The 16,663-nt window shown below is 68.1% G+C and carries 15 protein-coding genes; 7 read left to right on the top strand and 8 right to left on the bottom strand.

Annotated features, from left to right (window positions below; genetic code table 11):
• Window positions 1–20: 20 nt before the first annotated feature.
• Window positions 21–641, top strand: a complete 621-nt coding sequence (locus HIR79_RS11015) for an alpha-ketoglutarate-dependent dioxygenase AlkB family protein (protein WP_169958392.1) — start codon at window positions 21–23, stop codon at window positions 639–641.
• Between the two features lie 132 nt (window positions 642–773).
• Here the strand turns inward: HIR79_RS11015 and gcvT are convergent, their stop codons facing one another.
• Both gcvT and HIR79_RS11025 read right to left on the bottom strand, forming a co-directional pair.
• On the bottom strand, window positions 774–1,886 hold the full coding sequence (gene gcvT / locus HIR79_RS11020; protein ID WP_169958393.1) for a glycine cleavage system aminomethyltransferase GcvT: 1,113 nt from the start codon (window positions 1,884–1,886) through the stop codon (window positions 774–776).
• 77 nt (window positions 1,887–1,963) lie between these two features.
• The gene (locus tag HIR79_RS11025) at window positions 1,964–3,367 is read right to left on the bottom strand and encodes an alanine/glycine:cation symporter family protein (RefSeq protein ID WP_110068647.1); all 1,404 of its coding nucleotides are present in this window, start codon (window positions 3,365–3,367) and stop codon (window positions 1,964–1,966) included.
• A 497-nt stretch (window positions 3,368–3,864) separates the two neighbouring features.
• Here HIR79_RS11025 and gcvH point away from each other — a divergent pair, with 497 nt between their 5' ends.
• The 4 genes from gcvH (at window position 3,865) to sorU (ending at window position 9,043) form a co-directional block, all read left to right on the top strand.
• Window positions 3,865–4,257: a glycine cleavage system protein GcvH gene (gcvH, locus tag HIR79_RS11030; RefSeq protein ID WP_110068646.1), complete on the top strand. Its 393-nt coding sequence runs from the start codon at window positions 3,865–3,867 to the stop codon at window positions 4,255–4,257.
• A 104-nt stretch (window positions 4,258–4,361) separates the two neighbouring features.
• Window positions 4,362–7,256: an aminomethyl-transferring glycine dehydrogenase gene (gene gcvP, locus HIR79_RS11035; protein WP_169958394.1), complete on the top strand. Its 2,895-nt coding sequence runs from the start codon at window positions 4,362–4,364 to the stop codon at window positions 7,254–7,256.
• Window positions 7,257–7,427: 171 nt separating this feature from the next.
• Window positions 7,428–8,654 carry a SorT family sulfite dehydrogenase catalytic subunit gene (sorT, locus tag HIR79_RS11040; RefSeq protein WP_169958395.1) on the top strand — a complete coding sequence of 409 codons (1,227 nt, stop codon included), beginning with the start codon at window positions 7,428–7,430 and terminating at the stop codon, window positions 8,652–8,654.
• A gap of 65 nt (window positions 8,655–8,719) precedes the next feature.
• Window positions 8,720–9,043 carry a SorU family sulfite dehydrogenase c-type cytochrome subunit gene (gene sorU, locus HIR79_RS11045; RefSeq protein WP_169958396.1) on the top strand — a complete coding sequence of 108 codons (324 nt, stop codon included), beginning with the start codon at window positions 8,720–8,722 and terminating at the stop codon, window positions 9,041–9,043.
• A gap of 32 nt (window positions 9,044–9,075) precedes the next feature.
• Here the strand turns inward: sorU and HIR79_RS11050 are convergent, their stop codons facing one another.
• Window positions 9,076–9,990, bottom strand: a complete 915-nt coding sequence (locus tag HIR79_RS11050; protein WP_169959548.1) for a LysR family transcriptional regulator — start codon at window positions 9,988–9,990, stop codon at window positions 9,076–9,078.
• Between the two features lie 98 nt (window positions 9,991–10,088).
• Between HIR79_RS11050 and ppnN the strand changes: the two genes are divergently transcribed.
• Window positions 10,089–11,450 (top strand): nucleotide 5'-monophosphate nucleosidase PpnN, encoded by a 1,362-nt coding sequence (gene ppnN, locus HIR79_RS11055; protein WP_283241836.1) that lies wholly within the window; start codon window positions 10,089–10,091, stop codon window positions 11,448–11,450.
• 119 nt (window positions 11,451–11,569) lie between these two features.
• Here ppnN and HIR79_RS11060 read toward each other — a convergent pair whose 3' ends face one another.
• Window positions 11,570–11,935 carry a hypothetical protein gene (locus HIR79_RS11060; protein ID WP_169958397.1) on the bottom strand — a complete coding sequence of 122 codons (366 nt, stop codon included), beginning with the start codon at window positions 11,933–11,935 and terminating at the stop codon, window positions 11,570–11,572.
• A gap of 1 nt (window position 11,936) precedes the next feature.
• Complete coding sequence (locus tag HIR79_RS11065) at window positions 11,937–12,401, bottom strand: flavodoxin domain-containing protein (protein WP_110068642.1); 465 nt, start codon at window positions 12,399–12,401, stop codon at window positions 11,937–11,939.
• A 154-nt stretch (window positions 12,402–12,555) separates the two neighbouring features.
• Here HIR79_RS11065 and HIR79_RS11070 point away from each other — a divergent pair, with 154 nt between their 5' ends.
• On the top strand, window positions 12,556–12,765 hold the full coding sequence (locus tag HIR79_RS11070; RefSeq protein ID WP_110068641.1) for a DUF2788 domain-containing protein: 210 nt from the start codon (window positions 12,556–12,558) through the stop codon (window positions 12,763–12,765).
• 57 nt (window positions 12,766–12,822) lie between these two features.
• Here the strand turns inward: HIR79_RS11070 and ihfA are convergent, their stop codons facing one another.
• The 3 genes from ihfA to pheS all read right to left on the bottom strand — a co-directional run bounded on the left by ihfA (window position 12,823) and on the right by pheS (window position 16,662).
• Window positions 12,823–13,122, bottom strand: a complete 300-nt coding sequence (gene ihfA, locus HIR79_RS11075) for an integration host factor subunit alpha (RefSeq protein ID WP_110068640.1) — start codon at window positions 13,120–13,122, stop codon at window positions 12,823–12,825.
• Between the two features lie 90 nt (window positions 13,123–13,212).
• Window positions 13,213–15,609 (bottom strand): phenylalanine--tRNA ligase subunit beta, encoded by a 2,397-nt coding sequence (gene pheT / locus HIR79_RS11080; RefSeq protein WP_169958398.1) that lies wholly within the window; start codon window positions 15,607–15,609, stop codon window positions 13,213–13,215.
• 33 nt (window positions 15,610–15,642) lie between these two features.
• Window positions 15,643–16,662, bottom strand: a complete 1,020-nt coding sequence (pheS, locus tag HIR79_RS11085; protein ID WP_169958399.1) for a phenylalanine--tRNA ligase subunit alpha — start codon at window positions 16,660–16,662, stop codon at window positions 15,643–15,645.
• Between the last annotated feature and the right edge of the window lies 1 nt (window position 16,663).

Genomic DNA, 16,663 nt, shown 5'->3' on the forward strand with positions numbered 1-16,663 from the left:
CGCCGTGGCATCCTTGGGCGATGCCGACCGAGATCCTGCTGCCCGACCCGCCCCTGTGGCTCACGGCTCCCCTGCTGGGGGAGCCCCATGCCTCCCGGCTGCTTCACACCCTCGATGCCGAGCTCGCCTGGCAGCGCCCCACCCTGCGCCTCTACGGCCGTGAGCACCTCATTCCCCGCGCCCAGGTCTGGATGGGCGACCCCGAGGCGCACTATCGCTATTCCGGTCGGGACTTTCGCCCCGAGCCCTGGCACCCAGCCGTGGCCGAACTGCGGGATCGGGTGATCGCCGCCCTGGCAGACCACGGCATGCAGGCCGGCTTCAACAGCGTGCTGCTCAATCGCTATGCGGGCGGCGAGGAGCGCATGGGCTGGCACAGCGATGACGAGCCCGAGCTCGGACGCGAGCCGCTGATCGCCGCCGTCTCGCTGGGGGCCGAGCGCCCGCTGCGCTTTCGCCGGAAGCCGAGCGCGGCCCCTGCCGGAGTCGCGGGAGCCGCCGCGCCCTTCAATGCCTGGCTGCCCCACGACAGCCTGCTGGTCATGGGGCCCGGCGTGCAGCGTACCCTGCAGCACGCCCTGCTGCCGCGGCGAATCCCCGGGCTGCGCATCAGCCTGACGTTTCGTTGGATAAGAGGCTAGGCACGGCGAGTGGCGGGGGGATTCCTACGGGCGAGCACGACGACAAGTTAACGGTATAAAAACAACCGCCGCGCCCCGAATACAGGACGGCCACCCGAAGGTGGCCGTCCTGTGTCCATCAGTTCCCCGCATTCAGCCGCGGTAGTAGCCCGGCGCCACGAAGGGCATCCTGCTGACCGTCATCGGCAGGCGCTTGCCACGCACATCGGCGAACACCTGGGTCCCGATCTCGGCATGGGACACCGCCACGTAGCCCATGGCGACCGGCCGCCCCACCGACGGACCGAAGCCGCCGGAGGTGACGATCCCGATGCGACCGCCCTCGGCATCGAACAGCTCGACACCCTCGCGCACCGGCGCACGCCCCTCCCCCAGCAGCCCGACCCGCTTGCGCTGGTGATCCTTCGCGTGCATCTGGTGCAGGATCACATCCGCCCCGGGGAAGCCACCGGCACGCTCTCCGCCGCGGCGCCGCGGCTGGCCGATCGCCCACACCAGCCCCGCCTCCACCGGCGTGGTCTCGGTGTCGATATCGTGGCCATAGAGGCAGAGCCCAGCTTCCAGGCGCAGGGAGTCCCGGGCGCCCAGGCCGATCGCCTCCACCTCGGACTCGGCCAGCAGGCGCCGCGCCAGTGCCTCGCTCTGCTCGGCCGCCACCGAGATCTCGAAGCCATCCTCGCCGGTGTAGCCGCTGCGGCTGACCCACACGGAGAAGCCATCGATCTCGAAGCGGCCGTGCTGCATGAAGACCATCTCGCAGGCCGCCGGGCAGAGGCGCGACATGACCTCGGCGGCCTTGGGGCCCTGCAGGGCCAGCAGGCAGCGGTCGAGGACCTCGAGCTCATGCCCAGCGGAGAGCCCGCGGCGCAGGTGGGCGATGTCCTGCTCCTTGCAGGCGGCATTGACCACCAGGTAGAGATGGTCCCCGGCATTGACCACCATCAGGTCGTCGAGGATGCCGCCCGCCTCGCTGGTGAACAGCGCATAGCGCTGCCAGCCCGGCTCGAGGCCTGCGATATCCGCCGGCACCAGGGTCTCCAGCGCCTCGGCCGGAGACGGCCCCCGCAGCAGCAGCTGGCCCATGTGGGAGACATCGAAGAGGCCGCAGGCGCTGCGGGTATGCTCGTGCTCCTTCTTGACACCGAGCGGATACTGAACCGGCATCTCGTAGCCGGCGAAGGGCACCAGCTTCGCGCCCAGCTCCCGATGCAGACCATGCAGCGGGGTGTGCTTGAGTTCGCTCATCTTCTCTCCCTCGTCTTCGAGTCTCGCAAACAAGGACGGGAGGTGCCATGGCACCTCCCGTCGTCATCGGGCCAGCCTCAGCCCTTGTCGTGGTCGAGCTCTTCGCCCGGCAGGACCTCCTTGCCGTCGAAGTAGTCTCGGGTCAGCTTGAACACCACCGGCGACAGCAGCGCCAGGGCGATCAGGTTGGGAATCGCCATCATGGCGTTGAAGGTGTCGGCCATCAACCAGATGAAGCCCAGGTTGGCCATGGCCCCCAGCGGGATCGCCAGCACGAACAGCACCCGGTAGAGCATGATCGAGCGGGTACCGAACAGGAACTGGAAGCACTTCTCGCCGTAGAAGGACCAACCGAGGATGGTGGTGAAGGCGAAGACCGCCAGCGCCACCGACACGATCTGGTTGCCGAAGCCCGGCAGGGCCGCGTCGAACGAGAGCGCGGTCAGCGAGGCGCCGGCCTCCCCCTCGATCCACACCGTGGAGGTCAGGATCACCAGGGCGGTGATGGTGCAGATGATGATGGTATCGATGAAGGTGCCGAGCATGGCGATCATGCCCTGGCGCACCGGGTTCTTGGTCCTGGCAGCGGCGTGGGCGATGGGCGCACTGCCCAGGCCCGCCTCGTTGGAGAAGATGCCGCGGGCCACACCGAAGCGAATGGCCGCCATCACCGCCGCCCCGGCGAAGCCGCCGGCCGCCGCGATCGGGTTGAAGGCGTAGTAGAAGATCAGCCGGAAGGCCTCGCCGATCTGGCCAGCGTTGACGATCAGCACCAGGATACCGGCGATCACATAGAGGATGCCCATGATCGGCACCAGCTTGCCGGCTACCTTGGCGATCCGCTTGATGCCACCCAGGATCACCGCACCGGCCAGCACCATGATCACCACGCCGGTGAGCCCATGGGGGATGCCGAAGGTGGAATCCAGGGCGTCGGCCACCGAGTTGGACTGCACGGTATTGCCGATGCCGAAGGCCGCCACGGCCCCGAAGAAGGCGAAGGCGCCACCCAGCCACAGCCACTTCTTGCCCAGGCCGTTCTTGATGTAGAACATCGGACCACCGATATGGTAGCCGGTGCTGTCGGTCTCGCGGTAGCGCACCGCCAGCACCGCCTCGGCAAACTTGGTGGCCATGCCCACCAGCGCCGTGATCCACATCCAGAACACCGCACCGGGGCCGCCCAGGGCGATGGCGGTCGCCACGCCGGCGATGTTGCCGGTGCCGATGGTGGCGGAAAGCGCCGTCATCAGGGCGTTGAAGGGCGAGATCTCGCCGTCATCGTCCTTCTTCTTTTCGCCGGGCGCCGGCTTGGCATCCCGCCCCTGCCACATCAGCTTGAAGCCCATGCCGAGCTTGCGCAGCGGCATCAGCTTGAGGCCGATCTGGAGGTAGAGGCCTACCCCCAGCAGCAGGATGAGCATCAGCGGCCCCCACACCACGCCGTTGATGGCCCCAAAGATACTGTTCAAGGTTTCCACGTGAATCTCCCTTTGCGATTGTTGTTTTGATTCGCCGACCACGCCCCGCAATGCCAGGCGATCATCCCGCCGTGGCGTTGGCCATGCGCAGGATCGACGAAACGAACCGCGCTAACATAGCGGATCTTGCCGCCTCTTCACCAGCCTGACGAAAGACTCAACTTCAATTCTTGCCCCATTCGGTGAAAACATGTTTCCGATGAGAAACACGAACAGGGCCCGCGAAGCCATGCCGCTACCCGCAGGATAGTCAGTCTCGCCGGCATCGTCGCCCCGCGCCGCCTGCCCGGCGCCGAGCCGTGACCCCAGGCGGCGTTGACCACCAGTGACGAGGCCAAATCTCCCCGTGACGGGGCCTGCGGCTGGACGAAAGGCCACCGCCAGGCCACCCTTGGAGGCGGGAGTACGCCCCGGATACGCCGCGGGGGCTCGCCAAACGCCGTCGATGGCGTTAGCATTTGCACATCCAGAAAACCTTTTTCGTATAGGAAATTCTCATGAGCTCAATTCCTGCCAACCTCCGCTACGCCGACAGCCACGAATGGGTGCTGGACAACGGTGACGGCACCGTGACCATCGGCATCAGCGACCACGCCCAGCAGGCGCTCGGCGACGTGGTGTTCGTGGAGCTGCCCGAGGTCGGCCGCACCCTCGCCGTGAAGGAGGAGTTCGGCGTGATCGAGTCGGTCAAGGCCGCCTCCGACCTCTACGCCCCGGTGGCCGGCGAGGTCATCGCCGTCAACGAAGCGCTCGAGGACGCCCCCGAGACCGTCAACGAGGCCCCCTATGCGGACGGCTGGATCATGAAGGTTCGCCTGGACGACAGCGCCCAGCTCGACGACCTGCTGGATGCTGACGGCTACGCCGCCGTCGCCCAGTCCGACGACTGAGGCCGCCGCGACGCTCCCTGCTGCCCCGGCCGCCCTGGCCGGGGCCTTGATTTCAACGCCTGCGTCGTCCCCTCGACGCCCCTGACCCACGCTACGGTGCCCCCATGCCGATCGACACTCGCCGCCTGGCCGACCTGGCCGCCCACGATGACTTCCTGCAACGCCACAACGGTCCCCGCGAGGCGGACGTGACGGCCATGCTGGCCACCCTCGGGGTGGAGAGCCTTTCGGCGCTGATCGAGCGCACCGTGCCGGCGGATATCCGCCTGGGCCGCGAGCTCGAGCTGGACCCGCCGCGCAGCGAGGCGGAGGCGCTGGACTACCTGAAGCGCCTGGCGCGTCAGAACCGCGTGTTCAAGAGCTATATCGGCCAGGGCTACCACGGCACTCACCTGCCGCCGGTGATCCAGCGCAACGTGCTGGAGAACCCGGGCTGGTACACCGCCTACACCCCCTACCAGCCGGAGATCTCCCAGGGCCGCCTGGAGGGACTGCTCAACTTCCAGCAGATGGTGATGGACCTGACCGGCATGGAGCTGGCCAACGCCTCGCTGCTGGACGAGGCTACCGCCGCCGCCGAGGCCATGGCGCTGTGCCACCGCGCCAACAAGAAGGCCAAGAGCGAGGTCTTCTTCGTCGCCGACGACGTGCTGCCCCAGACCCTGGACGTGGTGCGCACCCGGGCCGCCTACTTCGGCTTCGAGCTGGTGGTGGCCCCGGTCGAGCAGCTGGCCGAGGTGGAGGCCTTCGGGGCCCTGCTGCAGTACCCCGGCGAGAGCGGCCGGGTCCATGACCTGGCGCCGCTGCTCGGCGCCGCCGCCGAGCGCGGCATCATGACCTGCGTGGCCGCCGACATCATGAGCCTGGTGCTGCTCAAGGAGCCGGGGGCGCTGGGCGCCGACATCGTCATCGGCACCACCCAGCGCTTCGGCGTTCCGATGGGCTTCGGCGGACCCCACGCCGCGTTCTTCGCCACCACCGACAAGCTCAAGCGCTCCATTCCCGGCCGCATCATCGGCGTCTCCCAGGACAGCCGTGGCGGCCAGGCGCTGCGCATGGCGATGCAGACCCGCGAGCAGCACATCCGCCGCGAGAAAGCCACCTCCAACATCTGTACCGCCCAAGCGCTGCTGGCCAATATCGCTGGCTTCTATGCGGTCTACCACGGTGCCGAGGGGCTGCGCACCATCGCCTCCCGCATTCATCGCCTGACCACCCTGCTGGCCACGGGCCTCCGGGAGAAGGGCATTAAGCTTGCCCACGACAGCTGGTTCGACACCCTGCGCCTGACCGGCGTGGATGCCGGCAAGCTGCACGGCCGCGCCCTGACCCACGAGATCAACCTGCGCTACTTCGACAATGGCGACGTGGGCGTGAGCCTCGACGAGACCACCACCGCCCACGACCTGGACGTACTGTTTGACGTGCTGGTGGGCGAGGAGCACGGCCTCTCCGTGGCCGCCCTGGACGAGCGTGCCGTGGCCGAGGGCGCCAGCGGGATTCCGGCGGCGTCGCGGCGCGAGAGCGACTTCCTGACCCACCCGACCTTCAAGCGCTACCGCAGCGAGACCGAGATGCTGCGCTACCTCAAGCGCCTGGAGAACAAGGACCTGTCGCTGGCCCACGCGATGATCCCGCTCGGCTCCTGCACCATGAAGCTCAACGCCACCAGCGAGATGATCCCGATCACCTGGCCGGAGTTCGCCAACGTGCACCCCTTCGTGCCCCGCGACCAGGTGGCCGGCTACCAGCAGATGATCGACGAGCTGGCCGCCTTCCTGGTTGAGGTGACCGGCTACGACCACATCTCCATGCAGCCCAACTCCGGCGCCCAGGGCGAGTACGCCGGTCTGGTGGCGATCCGCCGCTACCAGGCCGCCATCGGCGAAGGCCACCGGGATGTCTGCCTGATCCCGAGCTCCGCCCACGGCACCAACCCCGCCTCGGCGGCCATGGTCGGCCTCAAGGTGGTGGTGGTGGAGTGCGACGCACAGGGCAACATCGACGTCAACGACCTGCGCGCCAAGGCCGAGCAGCACAGCGAGGCGCTCTCCTCGATCATGATCACCTACCCCTCCACCCACGGGGTCTTCGAGGCCAACGTGCGCGAGGTGTGCGCGATCGTGCATGCCCACGGCGGCCAGGTCTACGTGGACGGCGCCAACATGAACGCCCAGGTGGGCCTGACCCGTCCCGGCGACTTCGGCGGCGACGTCAGCCACCTCAACCTGCACAAGACCTTCTGCATCCCCCACGGCGGCGGCGGCCCGGGCATGGGTCCGATCGGCGTCAAGGCGCACCTGGCGCCCTTCGTCTCGAACCACGTGGTCACTCCCATCCCCGGCGTCAACGCCGACTGCGGCGCGGTCTCGGCGGCGGCCTTCGGCTCGGCGTCGATCCTGCCGATCTCCTGGGCCTACATCAAGATGATGGGTGCACGGGGCCTGCGCGAAGCCACCGAGCTCGCCATCCTCAACGCCAACTACATCGCCGCCCGCCTCGGCGAGCACTACCCGGTGCTCTATCGTGGCGAGAACGGCAGCGTGGCCCACGAGTGCATCATCGACATCCGTCCGCTCAAGGCGGCCTCGGGCATCAGCGAGGAGGACATCGCCAAGCGCCTGATGGACTACGGCTTCCACGCCCCGACCATGTCCTTCCCGGTACCGGGCACGCTGATGATCGAGCCCACCGAGTCGGAGTCCCTCTACGAGATCGACCGCTTCTGCGACGCCATGATCGCGATCCGCGAGGAGATCATGCGGGTCGAGGCCGGCGAGTGGCCGGCGGACGACAACCCGCTGGTGAACGCGCCGCACACCCAGGCCGACCTGATGGACGACAGCTGGGAGCGCCCCTACTCCCGGGAGCTCGGCGCCTTCCCCTCGGAGGCGGTCAAGGCGGCCAAGTACTGGCCGGCGGTGAACCGCGTCGACAACGTCTTCGGCGACCGGCAGCTGGTCTGCTCCTGCCCGAGCATCGACGAGTACCGCGACTGATCGGAAGCGCCGTCCTCGATCGCAGCAGGCCCCGCCCATGGCGGGGCCTGCTGCGTTTAGGGCTGGGTTTGACCTCGCAGGTAATGAATCTTATAATCATATGACGGGCTCGGGCGGTGACGCCCGCACCTGATCTCCGAACGACACCATAACAATCACAGGAGAGACGGCATGACCTCCCCTTCTGACGGCATGACTCGGGAACCCTCCCATACCCTGGACAACCCGGCTCGGCGCACCCTGCTCAAGGGCAGCGCCGGCGCCCTGGCGGCCCTGGGCCTGATGCAGCTGACCCCGGTCGCCCGGGCGGAACAGGCCACCTCACTCCCCGACTACGTGGCCTGGAAACGCCAGCAGGACCTGATCGTTCACGGGCGCGAGACCATCGAGACCGAGCGCGGCGCGATCCGCAGCGGCGTGGTCACTCCCAGCCGCACGCTGTTCGTGCGCAACAACCTGCCGGCGCCGGATGCCAGCATCACCGACGACCCGGACGCCTGGGAAGTCTCCATCGAGGGCGTCAACGCGCCACGCACCCTGACGGTCGGCGAGCTCAAGCGCATCGATGTCACCTCGGTGGCCTCGGTGCTGCAGTGTTCCGGCAACGGCCGCGCCTTCTTCCCCCACGGCGCCAGCGGTACCCAGTGGTCCGTCGGCGCGGCGGGCTGCGTGGTCTGGACCGGCGTACCGCTCAAGCACGTGATCGACGAGCTGGGCGGCCCCGCCGACGGCGTCCGCTTCCTCACCGGCACCGGCGGCGAGGAGATTCCCGAGGGACTGGATCCCAAGGACATCATGGTGGAGCGCTCTGTCCCGATGGAGGCCATGGAGACCGCCCTGCTCGCCTGGGAGATGAACGACGAGCCCCTGGACCTCGCCCATGGCGGCCCGCTGCGCCTGGTGATTCCCGGCTACTACGGGGTCAACAACGTCAAGTACGTCAAGCGGGTTGCCCTGACCGAGGAGGAGACCGAGGCGCGGATCCAGACCAGCGGCTATCGCATCCGCGAGGTCGGCGTCGGCGGTTCCCCCGACCAGCCTTCCATGTGGGAGATGAACGTCAAATCCTGGGTGACCCTGCCGCTGGAGAGCACCCATGAAGGGCGCAACCTGATCTACGGCGTCGCCTTCGGCGGCACCCGGAACGTCGACAGGGTCGAGGTCTCGCTGGATGGCGGGGAGAACTGGCAGGACGCCGAGCTGATCGGACCGGACCTGGGCCCCTATGCCTGGCGCCCCTTCGTGCTCGCCACCGAGCTATCGCCCGGCGACTACCGCATCGTCTCCCGCGCCACCGACGAGGACGGCAACAGCCAGCCCCGCGAGCGCTACGAGAACGAGCGCGGCTACCTGCACAACGGCTGGGAGGACCACGGCGTCACCGTGACGGTGGCCTGATCGCACCCCGGAGGGCGGCCGCCGACGGCCGCTCTCCGGCCCTCCCCGCAAGAAGAGGACTCCCGATGGCAAGACCCCGAATCTCCGCGCTGGCAGCCGTCATCCTGCTGGCCGCACTGCCCGTCACTGCCGATGAGACCCTGACCCTCGGCAAGCAGGTGTTCACCGAAACCGCGACCCCCTCCTGCACCATCTGCCACACCCTCAAGGATGCCGGCTCCTCGGGCGCCATTGGCCCCAACCTGGATGAGCTGAAGCCCAGCGCTGAGGCCATCCGCGCCGCCGTTGCCCGCGGCGTCGGCGTGATGCCGGCCTATGAGGAGGCGCTCTCCAGCGAGCAGATCGACGCCGTGGCTCGCTACGTCTCCCACGCACACGGCGGAGAGTGACCGAAGCGGCAGCGCCCACCCGGGCGCTGCCGTCACAGCGGGGCCGGGAGCTCCCCGAAGCCGGAGAGCGCCTGGCGACGCTGCTCCCGGAAATCCTCGAGCAGGCGCACGTAGCGGCGCGGCATCTCGCTGCCGGCGCGGGTGACCAGATGCAAGGTCTCGTGGACCGCCACCGGCAGGTCCAGCTCCTTGACCTGGCGCTGCCAGGGCGAGGTCTCCAGCACCAGCCGCGAGACCACGGTAAAACCTAGCCCCCGGGCCACCGCATCCAGCACCATGCCCACCTCGTTGGTGAAGCCCTGGCGCCGGAAGTGGCTCATGGAGCGAAACTCGCGGGGGAAGTTGCTGCGCAGCAGCGCACTGGCGTGGTTGAGGCCATCGTAGTAGTTGACGAAGCCGATGCCCATCAGCTCGGCGAGCCCGCTGCCGGCGAAATCCGCCGGCACCACCAAGCACAGGGGCTCGCGGTGCCAGGGTTCCACCTTAAGGTCAGGCTGGCGCAGGGTGTCGGTGACGATGCCCAGGTCGTAGCGGCCGGCCAGCACGTCCTGGACGATCTCGTGGTTGAAGGCAAAGCTGTAGCTGACCGAGAGGCCGGGGTGCATCTGCTGCTGCCCGAGCAGGAAGGGGTAGAGCATCAGCCCCACGCTGCCTGGCGAGGCGAGCCGGCACTCCCCCGAGAAGAGGGAGTCGGCATCCAGGGAGTGGCGAAACTGCTCGTGGTCGGCAAACAGCTTCAGCGCATAGTCATAGGCCCGCCGCCCCGCCTCGGTGAGGGTAAAGCGCCGGCCGTGACGCTCCAGCAGCGGCTTCTCCAGGTACTGCTCGAGCTTGCGCACGTGCTGGCTGACGCCGGGCTGGGTCATCTCCAGGCGGCGCGCCGTCTGGGTGAAGCTGCCGGTCTCGACCAGGGTGATGAAGGTGCGAAAGTAGAGCGCGTTGAACATGGCGGGCCAGATGAGGGGTGGGCAGGCCATTGTAGCACCGGGCGCAAGCGTGCCGTGATAGCATCGGCACAGACGACACCCGCGACAAGGACGCCTCTATGCCCGATACCATCTCCAGCATCATCTCCCCGGAAGGCAGCCTCGAGATCCTCTCCCAGCACGAGGTGAGTCGCCTTCACGACACCTCCAAGGCCGGCCTGCACGACATCCTGCGCCGCTGCTCCCTGGCGGTGCTCAACTGCGGCTCGCCCATCGACGACGGCGTCGCCCTGATGGAGGCCTACCGGGACTTCGATATCGAGGTGATCCCGCAGGACCGCGGCATCCGCCTCAAGCTCACCAACGCCCCTGCCGAGGCCTTCGTGGATGGCAAGATGATCCGCGGCATCCGCGAGCACCTCTCCTCGGTGCTGCGCGACATCGTCTACGTCTACAACGAGATCCAGGGCCACCAGCGCTTCGACCTGAGCACCGGCGAGGGCACCACCAACGCCGTGTTCCATATCCTGCGCAAGGCCGGCACCCTCAAGCCCGGCCGCGATCCCAGCCTGGTGGTTTGCTGGGGCGGCCACTCCATCTCCCGCGAGGAGTACGAGTACAGCAAGGACGTCGGCTACCACCTGGGCCTGCGCGAGATGGACATCTGCACCGGCTGCGGCCCGGGCGCCATGAAGGGCCCCATGAAGGGCGCCAACGTGGCCCATGCCAAGCAGCGCCGTCGCGAGGGCCGCTACCTGGGGGTCTCGGAGCCCGGCATCATCGCCGCCGAGGCGCCCAACCCCATCGTCAACGAACTGGTGGTGATGCCCGACATCGAGAAACGCCTGGAGGCCTTCGTGCGCCTGGGCCACGGCATCATCGTCTTCCCGGGCGGGGTGGGCACCGCCGAGGAGATCCTCTACCTGCTCGGCATCCTGCTCCATCCGGACAATGCCGACATGGAACTGCCGGTGATCTTCAGCGGGCCGGCCAACAGCGCCGAGTACTTCGCGCGCATCGACGAGTTCCTGGTCTACACCCTCGGGGAAACGGTGCGTCAGCGCTATCGCATCATCATCGACGACCCCACCGAGGTGGCCCGCGCCATGCGCAAGGGCATCGATGCGGTGGCCGAGTACCGCCGGGCGCGCCAGGACGCCTTCTACTACAACTGGCGCCTGACCATCGACCGCCCCTTCCAGGAGCCCTTCGAGCCCACCCACGAGGCCATGGCCGGGCTGGCCCTGCACCGCAACCAGCCGGTTCATGAGCTGGCCGCCAACCTGCGCCGCGCCTTCTCGGGGATCGTCGCCGGCAACGTCAAGGAACAGGGAATCCGCGCCATTCAGGCCCACGGCCCCTTCCGCCTGCACGCCGAGGAGGAGCTGATGGCGCGCCTCGACCGGCTCCTCGACTCCTTCGTCGCCCAAGGCCGCATGAAGCTCTCCGGCGACTACGAGCCCTGCTACACCCTGGGCTGAGCCGCACGCCTCAGGAGATCAAGGCTCACCAACGCAAGGAGCAAGCCCAGGGGAGGTCCCTGACGCTTGCTCCTTGTCGCATATGCTTGAGGCTTGTTGGCTCTTTGCCTGTGGCAGGCCTAGCGAGGCGCCTTGATCCACAGCCCGAGGGCGTGCAGCAGCAGCCCCAGGGTGGCGCCGTGGGCAATCAGCAGCTCCCAGCCGATGAAGTCGGTGAACAGGGCGTGGTAGAGCCCCATCCCCGCCAGGCCTGCCACCATGCACACTCCCAGCCGCCCCATCAGGGGCGGCAGGCGCCGGCGTGCCTCGGCCTCGAGCATCCGCCAGTGGGCCACCGCCACGCCGGCCACCACCAGCAGGGCGATCAGGATCAGGTTGAAGCGGTTGTCGTGGCCGCCCACCAGGTAGCGGGGGATGGTCGACAGCATCAGCAGCGCAAGGCCCAGCATCAGGCTGAGCCGTTCGGGGGTCGGCTGGGCGCCCATCTCAGGCCACCTTGAGCGCTTGGGACTCGATCCACTCCTCGGCCCAGGGCAAGGCGGCGTCATCGGCCATGAAGGTCTCCATGGCATCGACCTCCAGCCGCTCGCCGAGACGCTGGGCGCCCTGCCCCTGCAACAGCTCGTCGAGCTGACGCCCGGCACCGCAGAAGGTCTCGCCGTAGGAGCTGTCGCCCAGGGCGATCAGCCCGTAGCGCAGCGAGGAGAGCCCGGGGCTCTGCTCGGCGATGGCCCGGGCGAAGGGCACGAAGTTGCCCGGGTAGTCGCCGCTGCCGGTGGTGGAGACGCAGAACAGCGCCAGGTCGATATCCGACCCGGTGAGGTCCTCGAGGACGGGATTCTCGAGGATGGCCACCTCGAAGCCGGCCTCCTCGAACAGCGGCTTGACCTGCTCGGCGACGTCCAGGGCGCCGCCATACATGGTACCGACGAAGATCTTGAGCATGGGCATGTCTTGGATTTACCTGAGAATTCCACTCGGATATTAACACGACTCATTGGCGCGGCCCATCCCCCGACGAGGCGTTTCGCCGCACCCCGGGCCCTGCGCCGGGCGGGATGACCCAGTATAATGCTGGGTCTTTCATCCCCTGCACGGAGGCGACATGCAGCAGACCTTCGAGACCTGGATCACCCCGATCATGATCGGCGGCCTGATCCTGTTCATGGGCTTCATCATCTGGGACCTGGCGAAGAAGTCCAACGCCGGACGCTTCGGCACCCTCATGCTCTTCGTCGTGCTGGGCGCCGGCATCCTGGGCTATGTGTTCAAGGTGGTGATCACCTGGGCACTGGAGAACGGCGGCGGCGTATAAGGAACGTAGAACGCCACCCCGAAGGGTGGCGTTCTACGCAGGGTGGCACGGCGAAGATCAGGCGTCGCCGCGGTAGCCCTCCACCTGGCTCTTGAGCTTCTGGCCGGGTCGAAAAGTCACCACGCGCCGGGCGGAGATCGGGATCTCCTCGCCGGTCTTGGGGTTGCGGCCCGGCCGTTCGCGCTTGTCGCGCAGGTCGAAGTTGCCGAAACCGGACAGCTTGACCTGTTCATTCTCGCGCAGGCAGGCCCGGATCTCCTCGAAGAAGGCTTCCACCATGGACTTGGCCTCGCGCTTGGAGAGGCCCAGCTCGGCATGCAGATGCTCGGCCAGCTCGGCCTTGGTCAGTGCACCCATGTTCACTCCCTCGTATGGGGTCCGCCTCACGGCCGGTACCGACTCCCCGCTCCGCCTCGCCGGCTCCTTCGCCGCGCCTCTCCGCAACGCTTAACCGCGAAGCTCCGCGCCCAGGTGCTGACGTGACTCGGTGACGATGGCATCGACCAACTGATTGATTTCTTCGTCATTCAGCGTGCGCGAAGGATGCTGCCAGGTCAAGCCCAGCGCCACGCTCTTGCGTCCTTCCACGACCCCCTTGCCCCGATAGACATCGAACAGGCGACTCTCGGTGAGCCATTCGCCGGCCTGGCCATGGATGGTATCGAGCAGCGCCTGGACAGGCAGATCCTCGTCCACCAGGAAGGCCAGGTCACGGCGCACTTCCGGGAAGCGCGACAGCGGCGTGAAGGCCGGCACCCGGCCATGGGTCAGGGCATCGAGGCGCACCTCGAACAGCACGGCGTCCACCTTCAGCCCCAGCTGGGCGCGCACCGCGGGGTGCAGGGTGCCGATCCAGCCGGCCTCCTCACCGCGGTGGAGGATCCGGGCGCACTGACCAGGATGCAGTGCCGAATGCGTCGCGGGCTCGAAGCGCCAGGCCTCGGGCTCGCCGCCCATGGCCAGGAGGCTCTCCAGGTCGCCCTTGAGGTCGAAGAAGTCGACACCGTCGCGCGCGGCGGCCCAGCCCTCGGGATCCCGGGAACCACACACCAGTGCGCCCAGCATGGGCAGCTGCTGCAGCTCGTCGAGCTCACCGCGGAAGATCAGGCCGGTCTCGAACAGGCGCACCCGGGTCTGCTGGCGATTGAGGTTGTGCTGAAGCGCACGCACCAGGCCCGGGAAGAGGCTCGCCCGCATCACCGACAGGTCGGCCGAGATGGGGTTGGCCAGCACCGGCGAGACGGCCTCGGGCAGCAGCGCCTTCTGCAGCTCAGGGGCGACGAAGCTGTAGGTCACCGCCTCCTGGTAGCCGCGGGCCACCATCTGGCGACGCAGGCGGGCGAGCGGTGTGCGCGACTCGTGGTCGGGACGCAGGGCCAGGCGTGCCGCCGGGCGGCGCACCGGCAGGCGGTTGTAGCCGTGGATGCGGGCCACTTCCTCGATCAGGTCCTCCTCGATGGCGATATCGAAGCGCCAGCTCGGCGCCGCGGCGCTCCAGCCAAGCGCATCGGCCTTCACCGCCATCCCAAGACGCTCCAGGATGTCGGTGACCTCATCGGCGGGCAGCGCCTTGCTGAGCGCCTGCTCGAGCCGCGCGGCACGCAGGCGTACCTGGCGCTCGCCGGGCAGGTGCTCACCGCTTGCCACCTCCACCAGCGGACCCGGCTCGCCGCCGGTGATCTCGAGCAGCAGCGCCGTGGCGCGCTCGGCGGCCTCGCGGGCCAGGAGCGGATCGACGCCGCGCTCGAAGCGGTGGGAGGCATCGGTATGCAGGCCGTAGTTGCGGGCCTGACCGGCCACCGCCAGGGGCGCGAAGAAGGCCGACTCCAGGAAGATGTCGCGGGTCTCGGCGCTCACGCCGGAGTGCTCGCCACCCATGACGCCGGCGATGGCCAGGGGGCCACGCTCGTCGGCGATCACCAGGGTGGTATCGGCCAGAGTGACCTCCTGGCCGTCGAGCAGCACCAGGCGCTCGCCCTCCCGGGCCAGGCGCACGATCACGGCGCCGTGAAGGTTCGCACGATCGAAGGCATGCAGGGGCTGACCGAGCTCCAACATCACGTAGTTGGTGACATCCACCACGGGGTCGATGGAGCGGATGCCGCTGCGACGCAGCCGCTCCACCATCCACAGCGGCGTCTCGGCGGTCACGTCGACCCCCTTGATCAACCGGCCGATATAGCGCGGGCAGTGCTCGGGGTCCTCGACGCGCACCGCGAAGGTCTCGTCATGGGTCGCGGCGACCGGCGCGATGTCAGGTCCGGCCACAGGCAGGCGGTTGAGCACGCCCACCTCGCGGGCCATGCCCTTGACGCTCAGGCAGTCGCCGCGGTTGGGGGTCAGGTCCACCTCGATGGTGTGGTCGTCCAGCCCCAGCCAGGCGCGAAAGTCCTCGCCCACCGGCGCACTCACCGGCAGCTCCAGGATGCCCGGGGAGGTCTCCTCCTCCAGGCCGAGCTCGGAGGCGGAGCAGATCATGCCGCGGGACTCCTGGCCGCGCAGCTTGGCTTTCCTGATCTTGAAACCAGGAGTCTTGAAGTCGCCCGGCAGCACGGCGCCGACCCGGGCGAAGGGCACCCGCTGCCCCACCGCCACGTTGGGCGCGCCGCACACCACCTGTACCGGCTCACCGCTGCCGTCGCGCACCTGGCAGACGCTCAGCTTGTCGGCATCGGGGTGCTGGATCTTCTCCAGCACCTCGGCCACCACCACGCCCTCGAAGATCGCCGCGACGGACTCCACCGCGTCCACCTCGAGCCCGGCCATGGTGATCTGGTCGGCCAGGGCCTGGGTCGCAAGCTGCGGCGACACCCACTCGCGCAGCCACTGTTCGGAAAATTTCATGACAAATCCTGTGTTCTGCTGATGCGAGGGAGGTCAGGCAAACTGGCGCAGGAAGCGCAGGTCGTTGTCGAAGAACATGCGCAGGTCGTTCACGCCGTAGCGCAGCATGGCCAGGCGCTCAGCCCCCATGCCGAAGGCGAAGCCGGTGTAGCGCTCGGCATCGATGCCGGAGTGGCGGAACACCTCGGGGTGCACCATGCCGCAGCCCATCACCTCGAGCCAGCCGCTGTGGGAGCAGACCCGGCAGCCGTCACCGGAGCACATCACGCACTGGATATCGACCTCGGCGGAGGGCTCGGTGAAGGGGAAATAGGAGGGACGGAAACGCACCGAGAGGTCGTCACGCTCGAAGAAGGCGTGCAGGAAGTCCTCGATGGTGCCCTTGAGGTCGGCGAAGCTGACATCCTCGTCCACCAGCAGCCCTTCCACCTGGTGGAACATGGGGGTGTGGGTCAGGTCGGAGTCGCTGCGGTAGACCCGCCCCGGGCAGACGATGCGAATGGGCAGCTTGCCCTCCTTCATGGTGCGCACCTGGACCGGCGAGGTATGGGTACGCAGCAGCCGGGTGGCATCGAAGTAGAAGGTGTCGGCCATGCCCCGCGCCGGATGGTGGGCCGGGATGTTGAGCGCCTCGAAGTTGTGGTAGTCATCCTCGATCTCGGGACCCACCGCCACGTCGTAGCCGATGCGAGTGAAGAGCCCCTCGATGCGCTCCAGGGTGCGCGTCACCGGATGCAGGCCGCCGCTGGGCTGGCCGCGCCCGGGCAGGGTCACGTCGATGCGCTCGGCGGAGAGGCGTGCTTCCAGAGCCGCCTTCTCCAGGGCCGCACGTCGCCCCTCCAGCTCCTCGGCGAGCGCCTGCTTGGCCTGGTTGATGCGTTCACCGGCGGCCGGGCGCTCGGCGCCCGGCAGCTGGCCGAGCCCCTTGAGCAGCGCGGTGATCTCGCCCTTCTTGCCGAGGTAGCGCACGCGCAGCTCCTCCAGGGCCGGAATGGTCTCGGCGGCCTGGATCGCCTGGCGGGCCTCGGTGACCAGAGTGGGAAGGTGGTCCATC

Source organism: Halomonas sp. PGE1 (assembly GCF_013000985.1).
Classification (GTDB): domain Bacteria; phylum Pseudomonadota; class Gammaproteobacteria; order Pseudomonadales; family Halomonadaceae; genus Halomonas; species Halomonas alkalicola.